Here is a 21,497-nt window from a genome sequence, read left to right as displayed (position 1 = left end):
TATTTTATTGATAATCTTTGATTTGTGATTATAGCGCGAAATTAATCATTTCAAGTTTAAAAAAAGACTTAAGAAATAAAAAAGACTAAAAATTATAGTATTCTATCTATAATTCTTAGTCTTTTGGATGAACTAATTGTCAAGTTTAGATTAATTCACTTTCTTTTTGACCTACTGAAAAGGTTTTGTGAAGTTCAATAATCTGTGGAATCAATAAAGTGGAATCATCATTATCCAATCTATAATCTGCCAGACTAAATAAATCTTCTTCCTTTTTTTGTTTCTCTATAATGTCTTCAATTTGCTTTGGTGATCGATGATCTCTTGCCACTACCCTTTGAATTCTTTTTTCTATGGGTGCATCAACAACAATAACTTTGTCCAACTTTTTATAGTTGCCATTACTAAACATCAGCGCTGCCTCTTTGACAACATATGGATGTTTTTTCAACTGGATTTCAGCCCAATTTTCATAGTGTGCAGCTACTCTAGGATGAACAATTTCATTCATAGTCGTCAGCTTTTTCTGGTCATTAAAGATTTGATTCGCTAAGTAAGCTCTATTTAATTTACCATTTTCCAAATAAGCTTCTTCTCCAAAAACCTGCTTAATTTCATAAATAATTTCTGGGTCTTCGGTCATTAGCATCTTAGCACTGGCATCTGCATTATAGATAGGCGTTCCCAATACTTTGAAAACTCTACATATAAAACTTTTACCAGCCCCAATTCCGCCAGTAATTCCTACCTGCATGTTTAATTTAATTTCGTTTTACGCACTCTGAGGTGCTTCGGTGAGAGTAAAATATTCTCGTAATTGTCATTGTCTAAAAACACCTTTGGTGTTACCGTAGAATCTGCCCAATTAATATCCTTGAAGTCAACGACCACAGGGATAGAATCAATACTATTGATCAGGTCTTCTCTGATGCTATAGCTAATATAAACATCCTTAGGATCTAATAAAAATACTGAGTCTTGTTCTTGTGGAAAGTTTACCCTCAAAATACGTGTTTTATCTTTCGTAGAGATAAAATAATGTACATCAAAATGTACTTTTACCTCATCATACTGCGAAACTACTAATCGTTTTTGATTTTTAAAAGGCAGTTCTATTGGTATGTATTCATTCAAATCTTCTGCAATCGGTTCCAAATCATCAGACCTTAACACAAGTACGTCTGGGTATTGAGAAAGTTCCGTTGCAGGTCCTCTGAAAGTGACACTATCAGGAGTAACATTAATTTTGCCTACCCTTTTGTAGCCATTTTGAAAATGAAAGGAAGAGGAATCAATCTCTACTGCGAGTCTTTTATTCGTAAGTGTATCATAATTAAAAGACAAAGTATCTTCTAGAATATAGTTTACTTTTAAACCTTTCAATACTTGAGACAACTCTTTTAATAGAAACTTTCCTGCTAAATATTTTACAGAAACTGGATCTTCCAAATTAATCGTCAGCTTGCTCTTTCCTACTCCTAATGATTTCGAAAGCAAAGTCCATCCATTACCCGTCGCATTCACACTCACATATTGAGGGGGTTCCTGCAAAGCGACCACATTGTCTTCCCTTACTTTTACATCAACAGGAATTTCTATTGTAGAGGTATGGTCATCATTTAGAGAATGGAATATCCAGAAGATAAAAGCCGTCATAAAACAAATCATCATAGCACTCCAGTCCCAGGTTTTTACTTCCTGGAAAAAAGTACTGTCTTCAATGAGCTCGTCTAGTTTTTTCTTTGACCATTCAACAAGCTTTTCAAAATCAGGGATGTGATATTTTTTATTATCAGGCATATTCTAATTTAAGACCTCTTAGAGCATGTTCCAAATCTGCTCTTTCTACAAAGGGTAGCTAATTCTTATTTATTCAATACTGCAATGTACTCAAAAAGAAAAGCCGTTGCACAATTTAATTTGTACAACGGCTGAAAATTTATTTCAATGACTTTAAGAAAAGGTATTCCTTAAGCTTTCTTTTCTTTCTTTGGTCCGAAAACGATGTTCGTGTTTTCAGCTGAGATTGAAGACTTCTCAAAAGTTACTTTTACACCTCTGTCAATTTCTAATACTACTGTAGTTGAATTTACTTCAAATACTTTTCCGTGCATTCCGCTTACAGTCACTACCATCTGACCTTTCTTCACTCCGTCAGAAAACTTTTGCTGTTCTTTTTGTTTCTTTTGCTGAGGTCTTATCATAAAGAAGTAGAACACAGCTACCATTCCCACGATAAAAATTAAGTTCATATATGGAGGCTCTGCTCCTGCTTGTAAAAGAATGTTCATTGTAAGCATAATAAAATTTTATTTGTACGTGCCACAAAAATACAAACCTCTATCAGGTATATTTCCTAATAGAGGTTTTTTTTTGTGAATTATCAGAAAAAAGACTGAATTACATTGTTGCGTTTTCAGCTTTAGGGTTCACTTTAGCTTTAATCGTCACCACATCCATGCCGTCTTCTACATTAGCACTGATAGTGATTCTTTTCACTTGTGTTCCTTTCTTATTTTGACTGTTGAATGATACTGTCAACTCTGCTGATTCACCTGGTGCTAATGGAGTTCTATCCCAGTTTGGAGCAGTACATCCACAAGTTGTTCTAACATTAGTGATTGTTAAAGGTACTTCACCAGTATTCTTATAATTAAATACGTGAGTTACTTTATCACCTTCTGTGATTTCACCGAAATCATACTCTTTTTCTGTGAATTCAAATTTTGCTAAAGGGCCTTTTGGAGCTTGGGGAGTTTTTGCAACTTCAACCTTCGCTGCTGGCTGTGTAGCAACAGTTGCAGAAGTCTCTGATTTTTGTTCACCACAGGCTATCATTAAAGAAGCCAATACTAAAACTGAAAGTGCATTTAAAAATTTCATATTTTCTAAAAATTAGATTGTAATCTGTGATTGATATACTATTTCTTTCTTTCGAAGGCAAGGTAAGGATAATTCTTAACATCACTCACTTCATTCCTTAAGGAGTTGTATAATTAACAACCGGAAGTTTTAGATTTTCATTTTAATCTAAGTACTAAGTCAAAAATAATAATCCAGCTTATTCCAAGTTCAAATGTACAACTGCTTAATTCACAATTATAAAAACTTTTTCATAAAAAAAAGGCAAGGAAACTAAATTTCCTTACCTCTCTTCTAGAATATATTAGAATTATTCGTTATCGTCCTCTAATGCAGGCTCAGCAATACTTTCTTTAATTGCATCTACTTCACCCATTAATTCTTCGGCACGTTTGATTGCATCATCAATCACCTTTTGGCCTTCAGATTTTGCAGCGGTAACGGCAATTTTTCTTTCCTCTACTAAGTCTTCCACAAGATCCTCAAGATCTTCACGATACTTATCTAATTTATACGAAAGACGTTCTCTTGTATTTCTTCCTTTATCTGGAGCGAATAGAACACCTAATAAAGCACCTGCTGCAGCACCGGCAACAAAGCCTAAAAATGAATTTCCACCGTTTTTTGCCATCTTAAAAGTAATATTGTTTAATTATTTGTTATCTAGTAAGCCTTTTCCACTCTTCTTGATCTTCCCTTCATTCTGAAGCTCTTCAGAGATTGAATCTAACATACCGTTGATAAACTGCCAACTTTTTGGCGTACTATATTGCTTAGAAATCTCAATAAATTCATTTATGGTCACTTTTACAGGAATATTTCTGAAGTTTAACATTTCTGCCAATGCCATATTAATCAAGATTCCGTCTACTTTAGCAATTCTATCAACAGCCCATTTTTTGGATTTGCTTTCAATAATTCCTTTGAAGCTTTCTTCCTGGTTTAAGGTATAAGTATAAAGGTCTTCAAAAAACTCTTTATCCTCATCCCAGTTTTTAGAGATAGAAAGAATTTCTGTCTCCTCTCCCTCACTTAGATTCTTCACTGTCTTCAACACCATACTTCTCAGTATTTTCTTGTTTTCCGACCAGTTCAAATCTTCCGCTTCAAAAGTAGATTCAACCACCTCATTTTTGAAGATGAAATCTCTAACAATTAAACGTAATATTTCTTGTTGTGTTTCAAATGAATTTGATTCTTTTAAAAGATCTTCAATCTGACCCACAATCTCCTCATCTTTCTTTAAGATTCTCAACCATTCCAGTACTCTCTCATCATCCTCAATTCTTCTTAATTTCTTTTCAGAAAGAATTTCATTTAGAGCAGCATCTTCTCTTAACAATTTAAATGCAGCGTTATTATAGAACCAGTCCACAAACTTTTCGTCCATTTCCATGTTCCTAGCACCTCTTTCAGCTTTACGCTCCAATTCTTTTTTAGAAAGCACTGAAATATCAATGATATAAGACAACAGCTTTAAATACTTTGTAAATAACTGTTCTGTCTCAATCACCATTCTTTTTCTGAAATCAAGCTGATCATTCGATACCAACTCTTCATAATGACTTCTTGCATTAGAAGCTACTTTTAATAGCTTGGCATCTAGGTTTTCAGTTGAAGCCTCAGCATCTTCATCCACATAGTTATTGAAGTACTCAATTACTTTTGCTTGCTCTTCATCAATTCTAGCTTTCTCCTCTTGGCCTAACTCTAAAAATTCTTCTCTGAATTCTGCCTTGATTTTATCAATCGTTAATTCTTTGTTAGAAGCTTTACTTTGCTTAAATGCATAAACGCTTTGCATCACTTTGATGCGTAATAATCTTCTGTTGAGCATGGATTTATATTTTTTCCTAAAAACCTAAAGAACATTTACATTTAGTTGACGGCAACGAGGATTAGAAAGTTCTCGTCAATCAACTTTATTAAGAGAGTATGTTATATAAATGATGTGGAAAAGGGAATAAATGGATAGGATTCTCTTTCAAACAGCAAACAAACATACTCTAAGATACTATCTAATTATGGTATTTCATATATGATAATCAGATATTTAAGTATACTTAAAGATGAGATGTTTGTTTCGCAAGTTTTAGATTTCACTTGTTGAACAAAGCGTAACTTCCCCTTTAATGGTACTTGGAATGCAATAAAAAAAGGCTAGTCGTTTTATTGACTAGCCCTACTTGGTAGCGGGGACCAGACTCGAACTGATGACCTTCGGGTTATGAGCCCGACGAGCTACCAACTGCTCCACCCCGCACTGTTTTTCTTAAATGCTGTGCAAAAGTAGAGGTTTATTTTTTACCAACCAAATAAACTTTCAACCTTTCTAGTTAACATACTATAATGCAGTGAAGTAAATTTTAAAATAATTACATTTTCACTGCAATTGACAATATAGAAATACTTTTTGCTCCACTTTCCGTCAGTGTATTGCCTAATGATTCAATTGTCGCCCCTGTAGTCAATACATCATCCACAATCAAAATATTTTTATCATTTATAACAGCTGGATCGGGGATATTAAAAACACCCTTCATACTTTTCAGCCGTTGTTCCCTCGTTTTCTTTGTTTGAGAGGTGGTATATTTTACTCGTTGTACTGCATTTTTCTGATAAATTATATTCGTACAACCTTCTATTGACTCACACAAGACATCTACTTGATTATAACCTCTCTCTTTATTTCTTTTTGGATGTAGTGGAACAGGAACCATTATATCGAGACCTTCAAAAAATACTTTCTTTTTATCATCCATATAAAAATCAACAATCCACTTCCCCACTTTCTGGTTTCCATCATATTTCAAACTGTGTACTAAACTTTGAACTACAGAGGGGCTCTCGAATACAAAAAAAGAGGCTGCTTTCTTTAATGGCAGTCTGAATTCAAATTTATTGATGATATAGTTTTCTTCTGAATGATCCCAGCTGTATGGGTAGCTGACAATTTCAAAATGACATTTGAAACAAAGTGTATCTTCTCCTTTTTTTAGTAGAGTATCACAATGAGCACATGTCTTTGGAAAAAGACTGTAGAAGATTAAATCGAAAAGTTTAGTAATATTATGCATTGAAAAAATAGTTAGTTATTTCGGTCCGATTACTAAATTAGCGAAATATTCAATTAGAAAAATAGAATAGAGTTGGAAAACGAAGAATTAGAAAATATAAAGATAGAATGGTCCCGACTTATCGGCGCTTTAACAGAAGTGTTTGATAAACAACCTAGTGACCTCAACAGCATTTTATTTATGATTGGTGTTCAGGAATTAGGGAAAGGCCCCATCCCATTTTCAAAAGAAGAAAAACAAGACCTCATTCATATTGCCACTTGCAAAGTGTTAAGCTATTCAGGATATTATGAACTGGAAGGGCTGGATCAGGAAGGATGGCCTCATTGGAAACTCGTCAAAAAAATTCCATCAATGGATTTGCTGGCGCAGGAACAATTGATGAGATGGCATGTATTAGAGTATTTTAAACAAGAAACAGACCTATTAGATTAAACACATGAAACTCATATCTTATAATGTAAATGGTATCAGAGCAGCCTTAAAAAAAGAGCTCGATCAATGGGTGACAACAGTGAATCCAGATATCATCTGCCTTCAGGAAGTGAAAGCAAATCCTGACCAAGTTGACCTTAGCATTTTTGAAGATTTAGGTTACAAACATATCTATTGGCATTCAGCCGAAAAGAAAGGTTATAGCGGTGTAGCCATTTTATCAAAAATCCCTGCAAAGTCTACTAAAATAGGCATGGGAATTGATGTATACGACTGTGAAGGTAGAACGATACTGTGTGAGTTTGATAATTTCACTTTAATCAATACATATTTTCCCTCTGGAACATCTGGAGACGAAAGGCAAAATTTCAAGTACAACTTTTTAGATGATTATTATAATTACATAGAAGGTTTAAAAGCAGATTATAAAAACTTGATTGTATGTGGTGATTTCAACATCTGTCACAAAGCAATCGACATTCATAACCCAGAGCGCAATAAAAACACATCTGGTTTTCAGCCGGCAGAAAGAGCATGGGTTACGAAGTTCATCGAGGAAGGTGGGTTTATTGATGCTTTCAGGAAATTTGACCCTAGTCCTGGAAAATACAGTTGGTGGACATATAGAGCAGGAGCTCGTGGTAAGAACTTAGGTTGGCGTATCGATTACTTTATGGTACAGAATGAATTTGCTGATCAATTGACAAACGCTGTATTACATAACGACGCTTTCCATTCTGATCACTGCCCCGTAGAAATTGATTTTTGAAATAAATTTCATAAATAATTGGTCTTTTGTAAGTAAATGATCAATTTTTTGAATATTTTTAGTCTTGTGCATTTCAGATGTATCTCTTTCAATTAAATGATTAATCCTAGTTGTACACTTTGTATAACTGTAACAAATAGAAAATTTCATTGCAGATGAAAAAGCTAATAGCTATTACATTCTCTTTATTGACTTTGATGACCTTTACAGGTTGTACCTCTGGCGATTCTGAAAACAATTCAGAAGAAAATACTTTAACTCCTGCTAAAGGAAATAAGTATTACGGTGGAGTCTTTAGAGTGAATGAATCTGAGTATATCAAAAACTTATACCCGCTCAGTATAATTGATATTTACTCGTACAGAATTGCATCTCAGATTTACGAAGGGTTATTTAAGTTTGATCAACAAACACTTCAAGTAACTCCTAGTCTTGTAGAAAGCTATGCAAAATCAGATGATCAGTTGGTTTATACTTTTAAGCTGAAAGACAATGTCTATTTTCATGATGACAAGTGCTTTGAAGGCGGGAAAGGTAAGAAACTTACAGCTCAAGATATTTTCTATAGTTTCAACTTAATTTGTACTTATAATAAGAACAATCAGTATGCTCACTTGTTTACAGACATTGTGGTGGGTGCTACTGAATATTATAATGCTACAAAAGAGGATGTGTCATTTGTAAAAACTCCAAAAGGTTTAGAAGGAGTATCAGGTTTTAAAGTAGTAGACGAGCATACTTTTGAAGTTACTTTAATCAAGCCTAACTCAATGTTCTTGTACAACCTTGCTAGACCAGGTGCTTTTATCTTCCCTGAAGAAGCAAGAGAGTTTTACGGTGAAGATATGCGTACAAAATGTGTAGGTACGGGTCCTTTCCAAATCGCATCTGTAGATGAAGACATCAGCATTATTCTTTCTAAAAATGAAAACTATCATGGTACGGATCAGTTTGGTAATAAACTTCCATTCTTGAAAGCGATTGTTGTTTCATTTATCAAGGACAAGAAGATCGAGTTTTTAGAGTTCAAGAAAGGTGAATTGGATATGATGTATAGAATCCCAACGGAAGACATCATTGACATCTTAACTGAATCAGATGAAAGTTCTGAAAACTACAAATACCGTTTACAGAGAGTTCCTGAGATGTCCACACAATTCTTAGCCTTGAATAACCAAAGCAAAGTTTTCAGTGACATCAACGTTAGAAAAGCATTCAACTACGCTATCGACAGACAGCGTATCTTAGAATATATCTTAAATGGTGAAGGGTACATGGAAGGATACAATGGTATCACTCCTCCTGTTTTCAAAAACTATGATATTGGAGAAATCAGAGGTTACTCTATGAACATTGACTCTGCGAAGTATTATTTAGCAAAAGCAGGTTATCCAAACGGAAAAGGTTTCCCTAAGATTACTTTAGATCTTAATACAGAAGGAGAACAATACAGCAATGTAGCGTTGGAAGTGAAAAAGCAGTTGAAAGATAAATTGAATATCAATATTGAATTGAAGTTCTCTCCTTTCGCTCAAATTGCTGAAAAGAGTATTATGGGTAGATATGATTTCTTACGTTTAGCGTGTATTGCTGACTACCCAAGTCCAGAAAACTATTTATGGGCTTACTACTCTAAAACACTGCCTGAGAATCCGAATGAAAAATCATGGCCAAACTTAATTCGTTATAAGAACCCTAAGTTTGATGTTGAATATGAAAAGGCTTTAGCTGCAACAACTCAAGACGAAGCTTTGAAATATTTCATGAAAGCAGAGCAGATCTTAATGGCTGATGCACCTTTCATTGTACTATGGTATGACGAAGGATATAGACTAATTCAGCGTTCGGTACAAGATTTTCCTAATAATGCGATGCAATATCGTGATTTCAGTGCCGTTTATTTTGACAAAACTAATTAATATTAATTATATTACTATAGATTAATAATAAGACTGATTTTATTGTAAAATCAGTCTTGTTTTTTCAAGGAGTAAAGGGTACCACCCATTTTATTTAATAATTAATTTATAGCCCATGTTCGAAAGTAAAATCAAAGCCTATAAACAAAAGCTGTATAGAAATGCAATTCTTAAAGGTGCAATTCTAACCTTTGCCGCTGTTCTGGGTCTGCTTTTACTTTTTAGTGTTTTAGAGTATCTCAATAATTTTGGTACTACCACAAGAACAATTCTATTCGGGTTATACATTTCTACTTTCGTTTATACTTTATTCATTTGGGTATTGAAGCCTGTTGCCAAATTGAATGGTATCAGCAATCAAATCTCAGATGAAAAAGCGGCTGAAGAAATAGGAAGGTACTTTCCGGAAATCTCCGATAAATTACTCAATACTATTCAACTTCAGTCTGAAGCTCAGAATAATAGCCTTATTCAGGCTACTCTTGAACAAAGAGATCAGCAATTCTCCCCGATCAATTTTTCATTAGCAATTTCCTATAAAGAAAACTTAAGGTATTGGTATCAATATTTATTGCCTGCCCTTTGTATACTAATTGGTATTTTGTTGATCAAACCTCAAGTACTTACTGAAAGTACTCCTAAAATTGTTCAGTTTGATAAAGAATTTCTTCCTGTAGCTCCTTTCTCTTTTGAATTAATGACTTCTAACCTCGATGTTTTTAAAGGTGATGATTTCGAACTCAAAGTGGAATTAAAAGGTGATGCAATTCCTAATGATGTTTATATAGAAACAGACAAAGGATCGTTAATCAAACTTGAAGCATCAACACCAGGCTTTTCATTCAATCATGTCTTCAAAAAGCTACAGCATCCTATCAGATTCCGATTTAAAGCTGCAGGATACTACTCACAGGAGTTTAAGATGAATATGCTCACTAGACCTAGTCTTTCTAAGTTTAGTGTTCAAATAGAGTATCCTAGGTATACCAACAAGAATAATGAGACTGTAGCTAATACTGGTAATTTATTAGTTCCTGAAGGCTCTAAAATCACTTGGCTTTTTGATACAAAAACAGCTGATTCTATTCGTCTTTACTTTAAAGAATTAGTCATTAATCAAAATGCTGAGAATATTGATGATAATGTTTTCCGATTTGAATACACTTCAAGTAACTCAACGGAATACAGTGTTACTCTTTCAAATATTTATGGTACAAATAAAGACAGTATCTCTTATTATCTTAATGTCATAAAGGATCAGTACCCGAGTATCAGTATGCGTCAGTATCAAGATACAGTGATGTATGACTACTTGGTATTTGGTGGAAATATTGGTGATGATTACGGTATTACTCGATTAAGAACGAGATATAGAATAAAAAGAAAGGACGATAAAAAGGCTCCAAATACTTTTGAGAAAATTGATATTCCATTTAACAAAAGAGCAATTGATCAAAGTTTCTATTATCAATTACAAACAGATCAATTCAATTTAAAAGAAGGAGATAAGTTGGAGTACTTTGTGGAAGTTTACGACAATGATGGCGTCAACGGAAACAAAAGAAGTAAAACACCTTTGTATACTTTTCAATTGCCTACTTCAGAAGAAATTGAAAAAGATTTAGAGCAAACGAAAGAGGAGACGAAAGATCAACTAGAAGAAACGCTTGCAAAGGCAGATCAACTGGATCGTGATTTAAAGAAACTAGAAGAAAAACTAAAAGGTAAGAGACAACTTACTTGGCAGGATAAAAAAGATATTCAAAAGCTGATTGAACAGAGAAAGGCATTAGAAAAAGAAATTGAAAACCTTCAATCACAAAGTCAAGAATTAAAAGACAAACAGAATAAATTTTCTGATCAAGATAAAAGCACAGCTGAAAAGTCAGAACAGCTTCAGAAAATTATTAATGACATCAATGATGAAGAGACAAAGAAGCTTTATGAGGAATTGAGTAAACTCATGGAGCAAAATCATATTAATCAATCTCTTCAAGAGAACTTAAAAAATATTGAAAAGCAACAGAAGAATCTTAAGCAAGAGTTAGAGCGTACGATTAAGCTTTTCAAAAAACTTCAGATGCAACAAAAAGCAAATGAGGTATCGAAGAAATTAGAAGACCTGTCACAGGAACAACAGAAGCTGGCAAAGGAAACTAAGGACTTAGAAAATAAAGAAAACGAGGCTACTTCTGAAGAACAGAAGAAAGAAAATGCCGAGGAGAAAAAAGAACTTGTTAAAAAACAGGAGGACTTGAACGAAAAGTTTGATAAAATCAAACAAGAAATGGATCAACTTCGTAAAATGGATAAGGAGGAACGAACTAATCAAGACTTCGAACAATTTACGCCGAATGAAAGATCAATTTCTAAAGAGCAACAAAATGCCTCTGAACAGTTAAAACAAAATCAGAAAAAACAGGCCCATCAATCGCAGAAAAAAGCAGCTAATAAAATGCAGCAGATGGCCAAACAAATGCAGCAAAGTATGCAGTCTGCTGAGATGGAACAGATCAGTGAAGATCATGATGCTTTGAGGCAGATCATGGAAAATTTGATTAAACTTTCCTTCGATCAGGAAAATCTGATGGAATCCTTTAAGGAGGTTAGAAGAATTGACCCTAAATTTGTGGAATTATCACAAACTCAGCTTAAATTGAGAGATGATTCTAAATATATAGAAGATAGCTTAGTTGCGTTGTCAAAACGAGTATTCCAAATCGAATCTTTTGTTACTAGAGAGGTAACGGATATGAATAAGTATATGGATGAAAGTTTAGATGCTATTAAAAGAAGAGTTCCGGAAGTAGCCGCTAGTAAGCAACAATTTTCTATGACCTCAATTAACAATCTAGCTTTGTTATTGAGCGATATTTTAGATAATATGCAACAGCAAATGAGTCAGAGTATGGCAGGGCAACAGATGAATCAGAAACAATCATCGTCCTCTCCTAGTCCGAGTCAGATGCAACAGCAATTGAATCAGCAGATGGAAAACTTGAAGAAAAGTGGGAAGTCTGGTAAAGAGTTATCAAAAGAACTTGCTAAACTTGCAGCACAGCAGGAAATGATCCGAAATGCTTTGAAGCAAAGTATGGGTAAAGGTCAGGAGCAAATGCAAGGAAAGGATAAAGATGGCAAAGAAGGTGAAGGTACTGGAGAAGGTGATGCTTATAAAAAAATCCTTAAGCAAATGGAGCAAACAGAAGATGACTTGGTCAACAAGCGTCTTACTGATAAGCTAGTAAAAAGACAGAAAGAAATTTTAACCAGAATGCTTGAGTCTGAAAAGGCGAAGAAAGAGAAAGGTAAAGATGAAGAAAGGAAAGGTGAAACTGCGAAACAGCAAAAACAGATTCCACCGCCAGATAGTTTTGATGAGTACTTGAAACAAAAGGAAACTCAGATTGAATTACTGAGAACAATTCCTACTTCTTTAAACACCTACTACAAGCAGGAAGTGAACAAATACTTTGAAAAGATAAAAGATTGAAATGCCGAGTAGCACAATGAATAAGCCGTTCAAATTAAAGATACCTTCGTTGATTGAAAACGTTCGTATCGCAGAGAGTTTTATCGATCAAGCTCGTGACGAGTTTAATTTTAATGACGACATCTATGGTAACATTATGATTGCCGTAACGGAGTCAGTCAACAACGCTATCATTCATGGTAACAGAAATGAAAAAGAAAAGAATGTACATTTAGAACTAAATGTATCTGATAAGGAAATTTCATTTACTGTTGAGGATGAAGGAAAAGGTTTTGACTATGACAGTCTACCCGATCCTACTGCTCCTGAAAATTTAGATAAGCCTGGAGGAAGAGGTATTTTCTTAATTAAACATTTAGCTGACGAAGTAGAATTTTCTAACGAGGGGAAAGCAATTACGCTAAGATTTTATATTTAATGGAGAACATTACTTTTTTCAATGAAGACATTGATTTTACAGTTCAGAATGCTGATGAAGTGAAACAATGGATTCATGAAGTAATTACAAAGTTTAACTTTGAGTTGATTGAAGTCAACTACATTTTATGTTCTGATGAATATCTTCATAAAGTAAATGTTGAGTATCTAGATCATGATACTTATACCGACATTATTACTTTTGATAATTCAGAATATGAAAATGAAATTGAATCAGACATTTTTGTAAGTATTGATAGAATCAAAGAAAATGCTTTGACAATTGGTACTTCAGAAACGGATGAATTACACAGAGTCTTAATTCATGGAATTCTTCACCTTTTAGGTTTTAAAGATAAATCTGAAGAAGAAGCTGCAAAAATGAGAGCTTTGGAAGATGAACAATTAGGCATCAGGAATGAGAAATTGAAAGCTTAGTTTTTTCTTTTATCAAAATATTAAATGTTCCACGTGAAACACTTTTGATTGTTGAAGTCAAAAAGTTCCACGTGGAACTTTTTGTTTTTAGAAACTTGAAGTTTAATAATAGATGAAACTTGATATCAATTATGTGATTATTATTTCTTCTGAAGTTAATTGATGAATTTCGAATTAGATAGTTAGTAATAATGAGTAGCTCTTATCTATTCTTTCATATAAAGAGGTTATTAAAGATATCGCGAAATAGAAAATAGGGTAATTTAATAAAGAGCAATTTTCACCTTACTATTCTATGAAATATCTATTTTCAAAAATCGAAAATCGGATAGTCAATGAAGAATTATTAATAAATGTATTCCTAAAGAATAAATACATCACTTCATTTATTATCTTTGCACTGCTTTATTAGTTACTACCTATCTGTTAATCAAAGTTTAACTAATAAACATTTCAATTACTGTTTCAGTTTAATACAAATAGATACGAAACAGTATGACAACTACTAATAGTCAATAGTAGTTTCCACAAAAGAAAAACATGTTCCACGTGGAACTTTTAAAATAAGGAGAAAGAATGTATCCATCTTATGACGTTATTGTAATTGGCGGAGGACATGCTGGATGTGAGGCTGCACACGCTGCTGCAAACCTTGGATCTAAAGTATTACTGATTACAATGAATATGCAAACCATCGCTCAGATGAGCTGTAACCCAGCCATGGGTGGTGTTGCTAAAGGACAAATAGTAAGAGAGATTGATGCTCTTGGAGGTATGTCAGGTATTATCACAGACAAGTCTATGATTCAGTTCAGAATGTTGAACAGATCTAAAGGACCTGCCATGTGGAGTCCAAGAGCTCAGAGTGATAGAATGGTATTTGCTCAAGAGTGGAGAGATGCTTTAGAAGCAAATCATAATGTAGATATATGGCAGGAAATGGCTACCGAAATAGTAATGGAAGGTGATAAAATCACTGGAGTTAAAACTAGTTTGGGAGTTGTTTTCAATACCAAATCTGTTGTACTGACTAACGGTACTTTCTTAAATGGCTTGATCCACATCGGTGAAAAGCAATTTGGAGGTGGACGAAGTGGCGAACATGCTGCTAAAGGTTTGACAGAACAATTAGTACAGTTAGGTTTTGAAGCAGGAAGAATGAAGACCGGAACTCCTCCAAGAGTTGATGGCCGTTCATTGAATTGGGAGAAAATGCAAGAGCAGGCAGGTGATGAAAACCCTGAGAAATTCTCTTTCTCTGACAGTACTTCTACGCTGACAAAACAACGTAGCTGCTTCATCACTTATACTAGTAATGAAGTGCATGATATCTTGAAAACTGGCTTCGATAGATCACCGATGTTCAACGGTAGAATCCAAGGTTTAGGTCCAAGATATTGTCCTTCTATTGAAGATAAAATCAATCGCTTTGCCGAGAGAGATCGTCATCAGATCTTTGTGGAGCCGGAAGGATGGAACACTTGTGAAATGTATATCAATGGTTTTTCAACATCACTTCCTGAGGATGTACAGTACAAAGCACTTCGTAAAATTGAAGGTTTTGAAAATGCGAAGATGTTCAGACCTGGTTATGCCATCGAATATGACTTCTTCCCTCCTACTCAATTGAAGGCAACTTTGGAAACGAAGCTTGTAGAAAACCTTTACTTTGCGGGTCAGATTAATGGTACTACAGGTTATGAAGAAGCAGCTTCTCAAGGTTTAATGGCAGGTATAAATGCTCACAATAAGATCAATGAAAGAGAGCCTTTCGTATTGAAAAGATCTGAAGCTTATATCGGTGTTCTTATTGACGACTTGATCAACAAAGGAACAGAAGAGCCATATAGAATGTTTACGTCTCGTGCGGAGTACAGAATCTTGTTGAGACAAGATAATGCCGATTTAAGATTAACGCACTTAGGGCATCAATTAGGTCTTGCTTCTGATGAACGTTTTGAAGCGGTTCAGAAGAAAAAAGAGCAAATTGAAAAAGCTACTGAAGTCTTAAAAGATACAAGTGTGAAAGTTAGCAATGCTAATCCTCACCTTGAGGAAAGAGGTTTACAGACGATGAATCATGGTTTGAAAGCCGATAAATTCTTGAAGAAAACGAAGGTAGATATGGCACTTACATTAGAAAGTGCTCCTACTCTAAAAGAAGCTTTTGAAGGTTTTGGAGAGAAAGCATTAGAGGAAGTAGAGATCCTTTTGAAGTATGAAACATACATTGAGAAGGAAGAAAAGATTGCTGAGAAGTTAACTACTTTGGAGAACTATAAGATTCCTGAAGGATTTGACTATAGACAAATCAATGCGTTATCAGCTGAATCAAGAGAAAAGCTAACAAGAGTAGCGCCTCTTACATTAGGACAAGCATCGAGAATTTCGGGAGTAACTCCTGCCGATGTAACTATCTTAATGGTCTATCTTGACAAGCAAAAAGCGTAGTCTTCCCGATATCAAAAAAAATAATATATTTTTAGATAAAAGGCATATTTCTTTATTGAGATATGCCTTATTTTGTAAGTGCATTTTTTGTAGCGAATATTCAGTTACAATTCTGCCTTTACTGAAAAATATGTCTTAGAAAGTCTATCATAATGAACTTAACCTTAAGAATAATAATTTCTGTATATATACTTTTCACAGTGTATGCTTGTGCGGTCATCTCCTCTCCTACTGGAGGACCTAAAGATGAAATCCCTCCAAGGTTTGGTGCAAGTACTCCATTCAATGGACAGACCAATGTGGATACCACCAAGTTGAAAATTACACTTTATTTTGACGAATATGTACAGGAAGAAAAGTTAAGACAAAACTTAATTATTACTCCATACAAACCTACCTTCCAATACAAATCCCGTTTTGCAAGAAACAAAGTTATCATCAATGTTCTGGATACCCTTGAATCCGACATGACCTATTACTTTGATTTTGGTAATTCCATTGTAGATGTTACGGAGAAAAACCCAGCAAAAAATGTCCGCTTCTCTTTTAGTACTGGAGACTATTTAGACTCACTAGAAGTCACGGGACAAGTCAGAGATTTACTAACCGACGAACCAATCGAAGGAGCAATTATCGCGTTGTATAATCCTTATGATTCATTGGATGTCAATACAGATCCTCCTGTTTATTTTTCTAGAACAGTAAAAGATGGTCTTTTTATTTTAGAGAGATTTAAGCCCGGTTATTATAAAGTATACTGTATTGATGATACCAATGGTGATTACAAATACACCTTGAGAGAAGAACGTATTGGTTTCTTCAGTGATTCAATTTTACTGGATAGAAATGTAGATGATGTAAAATTATTTATAAGAGATTACGATTTGGTTCCATTCAGCTTCAAGAATGTGAAAGTTGAAAACAAAGAAGACCTGCTTGTAAAGTTCAATAAATATGCTGTAGAATATGGAATAGAATTTCCTGAGACCAACTCATACACTGACAGTATTTTCCATCAGGATCAAAAAGGAGAAATCAAATTGATTTATACTGGTGAAAGAGATATGGAAGATTCTTTAAGGATGACAGGTTATGCTATTGATTCAATTGAACAGAGAATTGAATTTGATACTATGATCATGTTCCCAAGTAGAGCAGAAATAAAAGCAGAAGAAAGAAAGGAGAAGAATAAAAAGAATGGAGGCCTAATTGGTGGAGCATTGAAATCAATTGGTGATGCTGTTGGTGTAACTGAGGAAGAAGAAAAAGAAATTGTAAGAATTAAATTCGATAAAAAATTACCGGAAGACAGTGATTTAATTCCGGAAGACAGTGTAGATATTGTTTTAAAATTCCCATTGCCAATGAAAGAATGGAATCTTGACAGTATGTATTATGTATATAGTGAAGACACCACAAGATTAGATAGTATTCTTATTGATCAGAATTTAGAATTTAATTTTAATCATACTGAAGTAAGTTTTCCAAAATTCTATGCAGACTCAGCATTCAGTTTGATTTTCACGAATAATGCTTTTATATCAGTAAAAGAAGATTCTACAAAAGCCAAAACAATCAACTTTACGATTAAAGAGTTGGATAAATATGGAATCGTAGAAGGACAGGTTGTGGGAAGCCATGATAATTTCTTTGTTCAACTTGTGACTCCAAAAGGAGAAGTAGTTCAAGAAGTACAGAATGAAAGACTTTTCTCTTTTGAGTATGTAAAACCTGGTACTTATGGTTTGAGAGTTTTAATTGATGAAAACAATGATGGCGTTTGGTTCCCTGGAGATTTTGAAAAAAGAATTCCACCAGAACCTACAGCTTTCTTCCCTAAGGAAATCAAAGTGGAAGCCAACTGGGAAATCAGAAGAGAGGATACTATTATTAATACAGATAAAGAATAGTAAAAAACTCTACCCTATTTTCTAAGGGATATATAAAAATATGAAAGGATTGAGTTAGGAATAGCTCAATCCTTTTTTGCTTTCTAGTCAAATTGAAAATTTACGATGTAAAAAAAAATGGCTAATAGAACAGCGATTAATTTTCTTTCATTCATATTAAGCCACGAGACTTAATACACAGTAAACTAAATTACTGTCAACGTTCAATCGATTTTTCTACAAGCTTCTTATATGTTATACTTTCAAGCTATCTTCTTCTTCATTTTGTCTTGAAACAAAAACGAAGCAAAAAATTCAAGGCTTTGAAGTCAAAAGCTAATTTTCATGCCTCCTACTTAAATGATGATAAACTTGTTCACACCAATAAAGATTAAAAATAGAGTGATTAAAATTTATCAGATGATTTCTTAAATCCTATCTATATTTTTTTCCACGGAAAATATAAAATTCTACACAAGCCATCTATTCAATCACTACTACAGTTTCTATCAATAATAATAGTATTAACCTCTCTAAGCTGATCTTCTATTTTCATCATTATTCATTCCCTATTCTACAATTGTGAACAATCAGCTGTTTTTACTCATTAAATAAGCTGAATATCATCAAAAAATAAACAATGCTTCAAAATAATGTGAATAACATTTTATTGCTTTTATATAGCTAAAAAGTATTTAATAATAATGTGTATTAATCTATAATAATAGGCCCTCATATAGTCAAAAACAGCTATTCTGATCTAATATCGTATGAATCAATAAGATAGGTAATAGAACTATAATATAACCATAAATCTTATTTACTAACATTAATAATTGAATTTTGTGAACAACTATTGCAGTTATCAACATACTTATACACATAAGGTGTAATTTGACCTATATTCACTCATTTATAAACAGATTGAAGGGTATAATCAGAGTATTACAAACATGTTAACTAATTGATTATCTGCATATTAATATATATATTCAATATATTATAAACATATAAACAAAATAGTAGTTCACAGGGTGTGTATTAACTGTCTGAAATTTGAGCGTATTTGTGATGCTTCATCAATAGAAGATCCTCTATTAGAGTATAGAGCGTTTCATTAATTTATTAGAAAAAGGCAGTGTTGATAAATCTTCGAAATGCGCTGTGATTTTTAGGCGCAAAAATGATTGATAAATAAACAAAGTATGTATATTGATAGTATACAAAAGAGTTATTCACTGTTTTTATCCTATTTGGTTAAAAAATTGTACACAAAGGATATTTATTCATAAGTTATCCACATTATTCACAGCATTTTTACACAAAATTGTGATTAGTGAGTAATATGTTGAATAAGCGTTGATAATATCCACAGTAATTCACAAATGGCTCTTATTCACACTATTCACAAGGGTGTTTATAAAGTGATGTGACTAAAAATGGCGCTTTTAAACACATGAATTAACTGAATAACTTCTGAGTGAATAGTAGTGTGAATACTGTTGAAAAGCGCTATAAATCTTTGTTTTTGAATAGTTTAGGCGGTTTATAAGGCAATAGCAAATATGTTTATAAGTGGGGAAAACCTGTTGGTATCTGCAGTTATCAACTTATAAACACCCCTAATAACAATAAAAGAGAATTTTAAATTTTTATTTTTTTATAATCTATTAAAGAGTGAAATGTTGAAAACCTTATTTGGTCAAAAAAAAACGTATCTCTATTTTTTCCTTTGTTTTATTCTTTCTCAATTCAGTTGGGGACAAAGTAAAACAGATGAGAAGTTAAACTTAGCCCAGGAATATTATAAAACGGAAGAGTTTGATAAAGCCCTTGAACTGTATAGGGACTTAATTAAAAACAAAGAACTGATAAGTCAGATCCACGAAAACTATCTTTCGGTCCTTTTAAAAAAAGAAGAACTCAAGGAAGCTGAGAAGTATTTAAAAAAGGTGGTGAAGAATAATCCTGATAATTCAATGTATAATGTGGATTATGCAAGGGTGAAGTTGATAGAGAAGGATACGCTTTCTGGTGACAAGATCATGGAGACGTATATTAAGCAAGTTGCCAACAATACTACAAAGCTGAGATATGCTGCTTTGTACTGTATTGATCTTGGGTTGTTCAATTATGCGGAACAATGCTACAGAACCGGAGAGAAGAATCAGGGAGAGACTTTCTTTTATGAACTGGCAGATCTTTATTCCAATTGGGGCAAGTATGAACAGATGATTGATGAGTATATGAAATTACTGTTGATAAAACCTGATCAGCTTGAATATGTGGAGATGGCTTTGCAGGATCGGTTGACAACTGAAGAGAAATTTGAGCTTATCGAACCACAGTTACTCACAATGGTGCAGAAGAACGCAGGTATGACGGTCTTCAATGAACTGATCGTTTGGTACTACTTACAGCAGAAGAAGTTCTACGCGGCCTTTATACAGGCTAGAGCGTTGGATAAGCGTCTTAGGCTGGAAGGTTACAAGATTCTGGAGATAGGACGTCTGGCGAAGAATAACAAGGACTATAAGAACGCCTCTAAGATATTCCAGTACTTGGTGGATAGATACAAAGAGTATGCAGTGTATCCGATGTCTAGAAAGTTGTTGATAGAAACGAAGGAGGAGATTATCAAAAGCACCTACCCTATCGACAGAGATCAGATTAATTCGCTGGTAAAAGATTATCAACAGATCATTGATGAAATTGGTGTAAATGGACAGACAGGTGATGCTTTGAGGAATATGGCATTGCTTCAAGCTTTCTATTTAGATGAAAAAGATAAGGCAATTGTGGAATTAAAGGAACTTATCAACAATCGTTCAATTCCAAAGTCATTAGTTTCACAAGCAAAGCTGGATCTTGGGGATATCTATTTGCTTCAGGACAATCCTTGGGAAGCTTCACTACTTTATTCACAAGTAGCCAACAGTAATCGTGAAATGACGATTGGTCATATGGCAAAACTGAAGAATGCAAAACTTTATTACTATACAGGTGATTTTCTGTTGGCACAATCACAATTGGATATCTTAAAGCTCGCAACTTCAAGAACGATCAGTAACGATGCTATGGCTTTATCTTTGTTGATAAGTGATAATCTTAACCTTGATACCACTTCTTTAGCCATGGAACAGTATGCAGCTATTGATCTGTTGGTATTTCAAGGAAAATATGTAGAAGCGATAGAGAGTTACGAACAAATGTTAGTAAAATTCAAAGGACACCGTTTATCTGATGAAATTCTTTGGGAAAAAGCACATTTGTTGATAAAATTGGGGAATTATGAACAAGCCACTGAACCTTTGAAGGAAATTGTGGAGTTTTATGGTTATGATATTCTAGCTGACGATGCACATTATCTCTTGGGAACTATTTATCAAGATCATCTGAATGATAAAGAATCGGCGATGAACTACTTCAAGGATATTCTCATTAAGTTTAAAGGTTCAAGCTATGAAGTGGATGCTCGTAAGCGTTTCAGAGCACTTAGAGGCGATAATGTGAACAAGTCATAGGTAAAAGTGCATAAGACTTCGATTTTTCAATAAGTATTGTTTTTGTAAAGCATTTATAAAGTTCTTATCCACAATACGTTTATAATTTGTCCAAAACAGATAAAAAATCAGGAGTTTATTCAGAAACTGTGAGTAATTGATTGAAAAAAGGTGTTTGTAACCCATTTTTCACAATTCACAGCATAAAATATAGATAATAAGCTGTTTATTCAGTAAAAAGAGA

16 protein-coding genes and 1 tRNA gene are annotated in these 21,497 nt (G+C 33.8%); 9 read left to right on the top strand and 8 right to left on the bottom strand.

Translation table 11 applies throughout. The features are described 5' to 3' along the window. Positions 1–145: 145 nt before the first annotated feature. The 8 genes from coaE to HHU12_RS15495 form a co-directional block, all read right to left on the bottom strand. Entirely contained in the window at positions 146–754 is a 609-nt protein-coding gene (gene coaE / locus HHU12_RS15530) for a dephospho-CoA kinase (RefSeq protein WP_169657661.1), read from the bottom strand. Positions 755–756: 2 nt separating this feature from the next. Continuing rightward, positions 757–1,800 (bottom strand): YbbR-like domain-containing protein, encoded by a 1,044-nt coding sequence (locus HHU12_RS15525; RefSeq protein WP_169657660.1) that lies wholly within the window; start codon positions 1,798–1,800, stop codon positions 757–759. Between the two features lie 170 nt (positions 1,801–1,970). After that, positions 1,971–2,291, bottom strand: coding sequence for a preprotein translocase subunit YajC (gene yajC / locus HHU12_RS15520; protein ID WP_169657659.1), 321 nt, complete (start codon positions 2,289–2,291; stop codon positions 1,971–1,973). Between the two features lie 109 nt (positions 2,292–2,400). Continuing rightward, the gene (locus tag HHU12_RS15515; protein ID WP_169657658.1) at positions 2,401–2,883 is read right to left on the bottom strand and encodes a DUF1573 domain-containing protein; all 483 of its coding nucleotides are present in this window, start codon (positions 2,881–2,883) and stop codon (positions 2,401–2,403) included. A gap of 289 nt (positions 2,884–3,172) precedes the next feature. Beyond that, a complete protein-coding gene (locus tag HHU12_RS15510) occupies positions 3,173–3,493 on the bottom strand; it encodes a YtxH domain-containing protein (RefSeq protein ID WP_169657657.1) in 321 nt (106 codons plus the stop codon). A 21-nt stretch (positions 3,494–3,514) separates the two neighbouring features. After that, entirely contained in the window at positions 3,515–4,699 is a 1,185-nt protein-coding gene (gene nusB, locus HHU12_RS15505) for a transcription antitermination factor NusB (RefSeq protein WP_169657656.1), read from the bottom strand. A 350-nt stretch (positions 4,700–5,049) separates the two neighbouring features. Next, a tRNA-Met gene (locus tag HHU12_RS15500) sits at positions 5,050–5,125 on the bottom strand. Between the two features lie 112 nt (positions 5,126–5,237). Beyond that, positions 5,238–5,939: a ComF family protein gene (locus HHU12_RS15495; protein ID WP_169657655.1), complete on the bottom strand. Its 702-nt coding sequence runs from the start codon at positions 5,937–5,939 to the stop codon at positions 5,238–5,240. Between the two features lie 72 nt (positions 5,940–6,011). Here HHU12_RS15495 and HHU12_RS15490 point away from each other — a divergent pair, with 72 nt between their 5' ends. From HHU12_RS15490 to HHU12_RS15450, 9 genes are all read left to right on the top strand, one after another. After that, positions 6,012–6,374, top strand: coding sequence for a hypothetical protein (locus HHU12_RS15490; RefSeq protein WP_169657654.1), 363 nt, complete (start codon positions 6,012–6,014; stop codon positions 6,372–6,374). A gap of 4 nt (positions 6,375–6,378) precedes the next feature. Next, complete coding sequence (locus HHU12_RS15485) at positions 6,379–7,143, top strand: exodeoxyribonuclease III (protein WP_169657653.1); 765 nt, start codon at positions 6,379–6,381, stop codon at positions 7,141–7,143. A gap of 155 nt (positions 7,144–7,298) precedes the next feature. After that, on the top strand, positions 7,299–9,062 hold the full coding sequence (locus HHU12_RS15480; RefSeq protein ID WP_169657652.1) for an ABC transporter substrate-binding protein: 1,764 nt from the start codon (positions 7,299–7,301) through the stop codon (positions 9,060–9,062). A gap of 115 nt (positions 9,063–9,177) precedes the next feature. Continuing rightward, positions 9,178–12,555 (top strand): DUF4175 family protein, encoded by a 3,378-nt coding sequence (locus HHU12_RS15475; protein ID WP_169657651.1) that lies wholly within the window; start codon positions 9,178–9,180, stop codon positions 12,553–12,555. Between the two features lies 1 nt (position 12,556). Next, positions 12,557–12,973 carry an ATP-binding protein gene (locus HHU12_RS15470; RefSeq protein WP_240970985.1) on the top strand — a complete coding sequence of 139 codons (417 nt, stop codon included), beginning with the start codon at positions 12,557–12,559 and terminating at the stop codon, positions 12,971–12,973. Further along, positions 12,973–13,410, top strand: coding sequence for an rRNA maturation RNase YbeY (gene ybeY / locus HHU12_RS15465; RefSeq protein ID WP_169657650.1), 438 nt, complete (start codon positions 12,973–12,975; stop codon positions 13,408–13,410). The genes HHU12_RS15470 and ybeY overlap by 1 nt, the downstream gene beginning before the upstream one ends. Before the next feature lie 576 nt (positions 13,411–13,986). After that, complete coding sequence (mnmG, locus tag HHU12_RS15460) at positions 13,987–15,861, top strand: tRNA uridine-5-carboxymethylaminomethyl(34) synthesis enzyme MnmG (protein ID WP_169657649.1); 1,875 nt, start codon at positions 13,987–13,989, stop codon at positions 15,859–15,861. 152 nt (positions 15,862–16,013) lie between these two features. Continuing rightward, positions 16,014–17,771: an Ig-like domain-containing protein gene (locus tag HHU12_RS15455; RefSeq protein ID WP_169657648.1), complete on the top strand. Its 1,758-nt coding sequence runs from the start codon at positions 16,014–16,016 to the stop codon at positions 17,769–17,771. 1,661 nt (positions 17,772–19,432) lie between these two features. Then, complete coding sequence (locus HHU12_RS15450) at positions 19,433–21,274, top strand: tetratricopeptide repeat protein (protein ID WP_169657647.1); 1,842 nt, start codon at positions 19,433–19,435, stop codon at positions 21,272–21,274. The last annotated feature ends 223 nt before the right edge of the window (positions 21,275–21,497 follow it).

Source organism: Flammeovirga aprica JL-4, from assembly GCF_012844305.1.
Taxonomy (GTDB): Bacteria; Bacteroidota; Bacteroidia; order Cytophagales; family Flammeovirgaceae; genus Flammeovirga; species Flammeovirga aprica.
The sequence above is the reverse complement of the archived record's forward strand: the minus strand, read 5'-3'. Positions and strand labels throughout refer to the sequence as shown.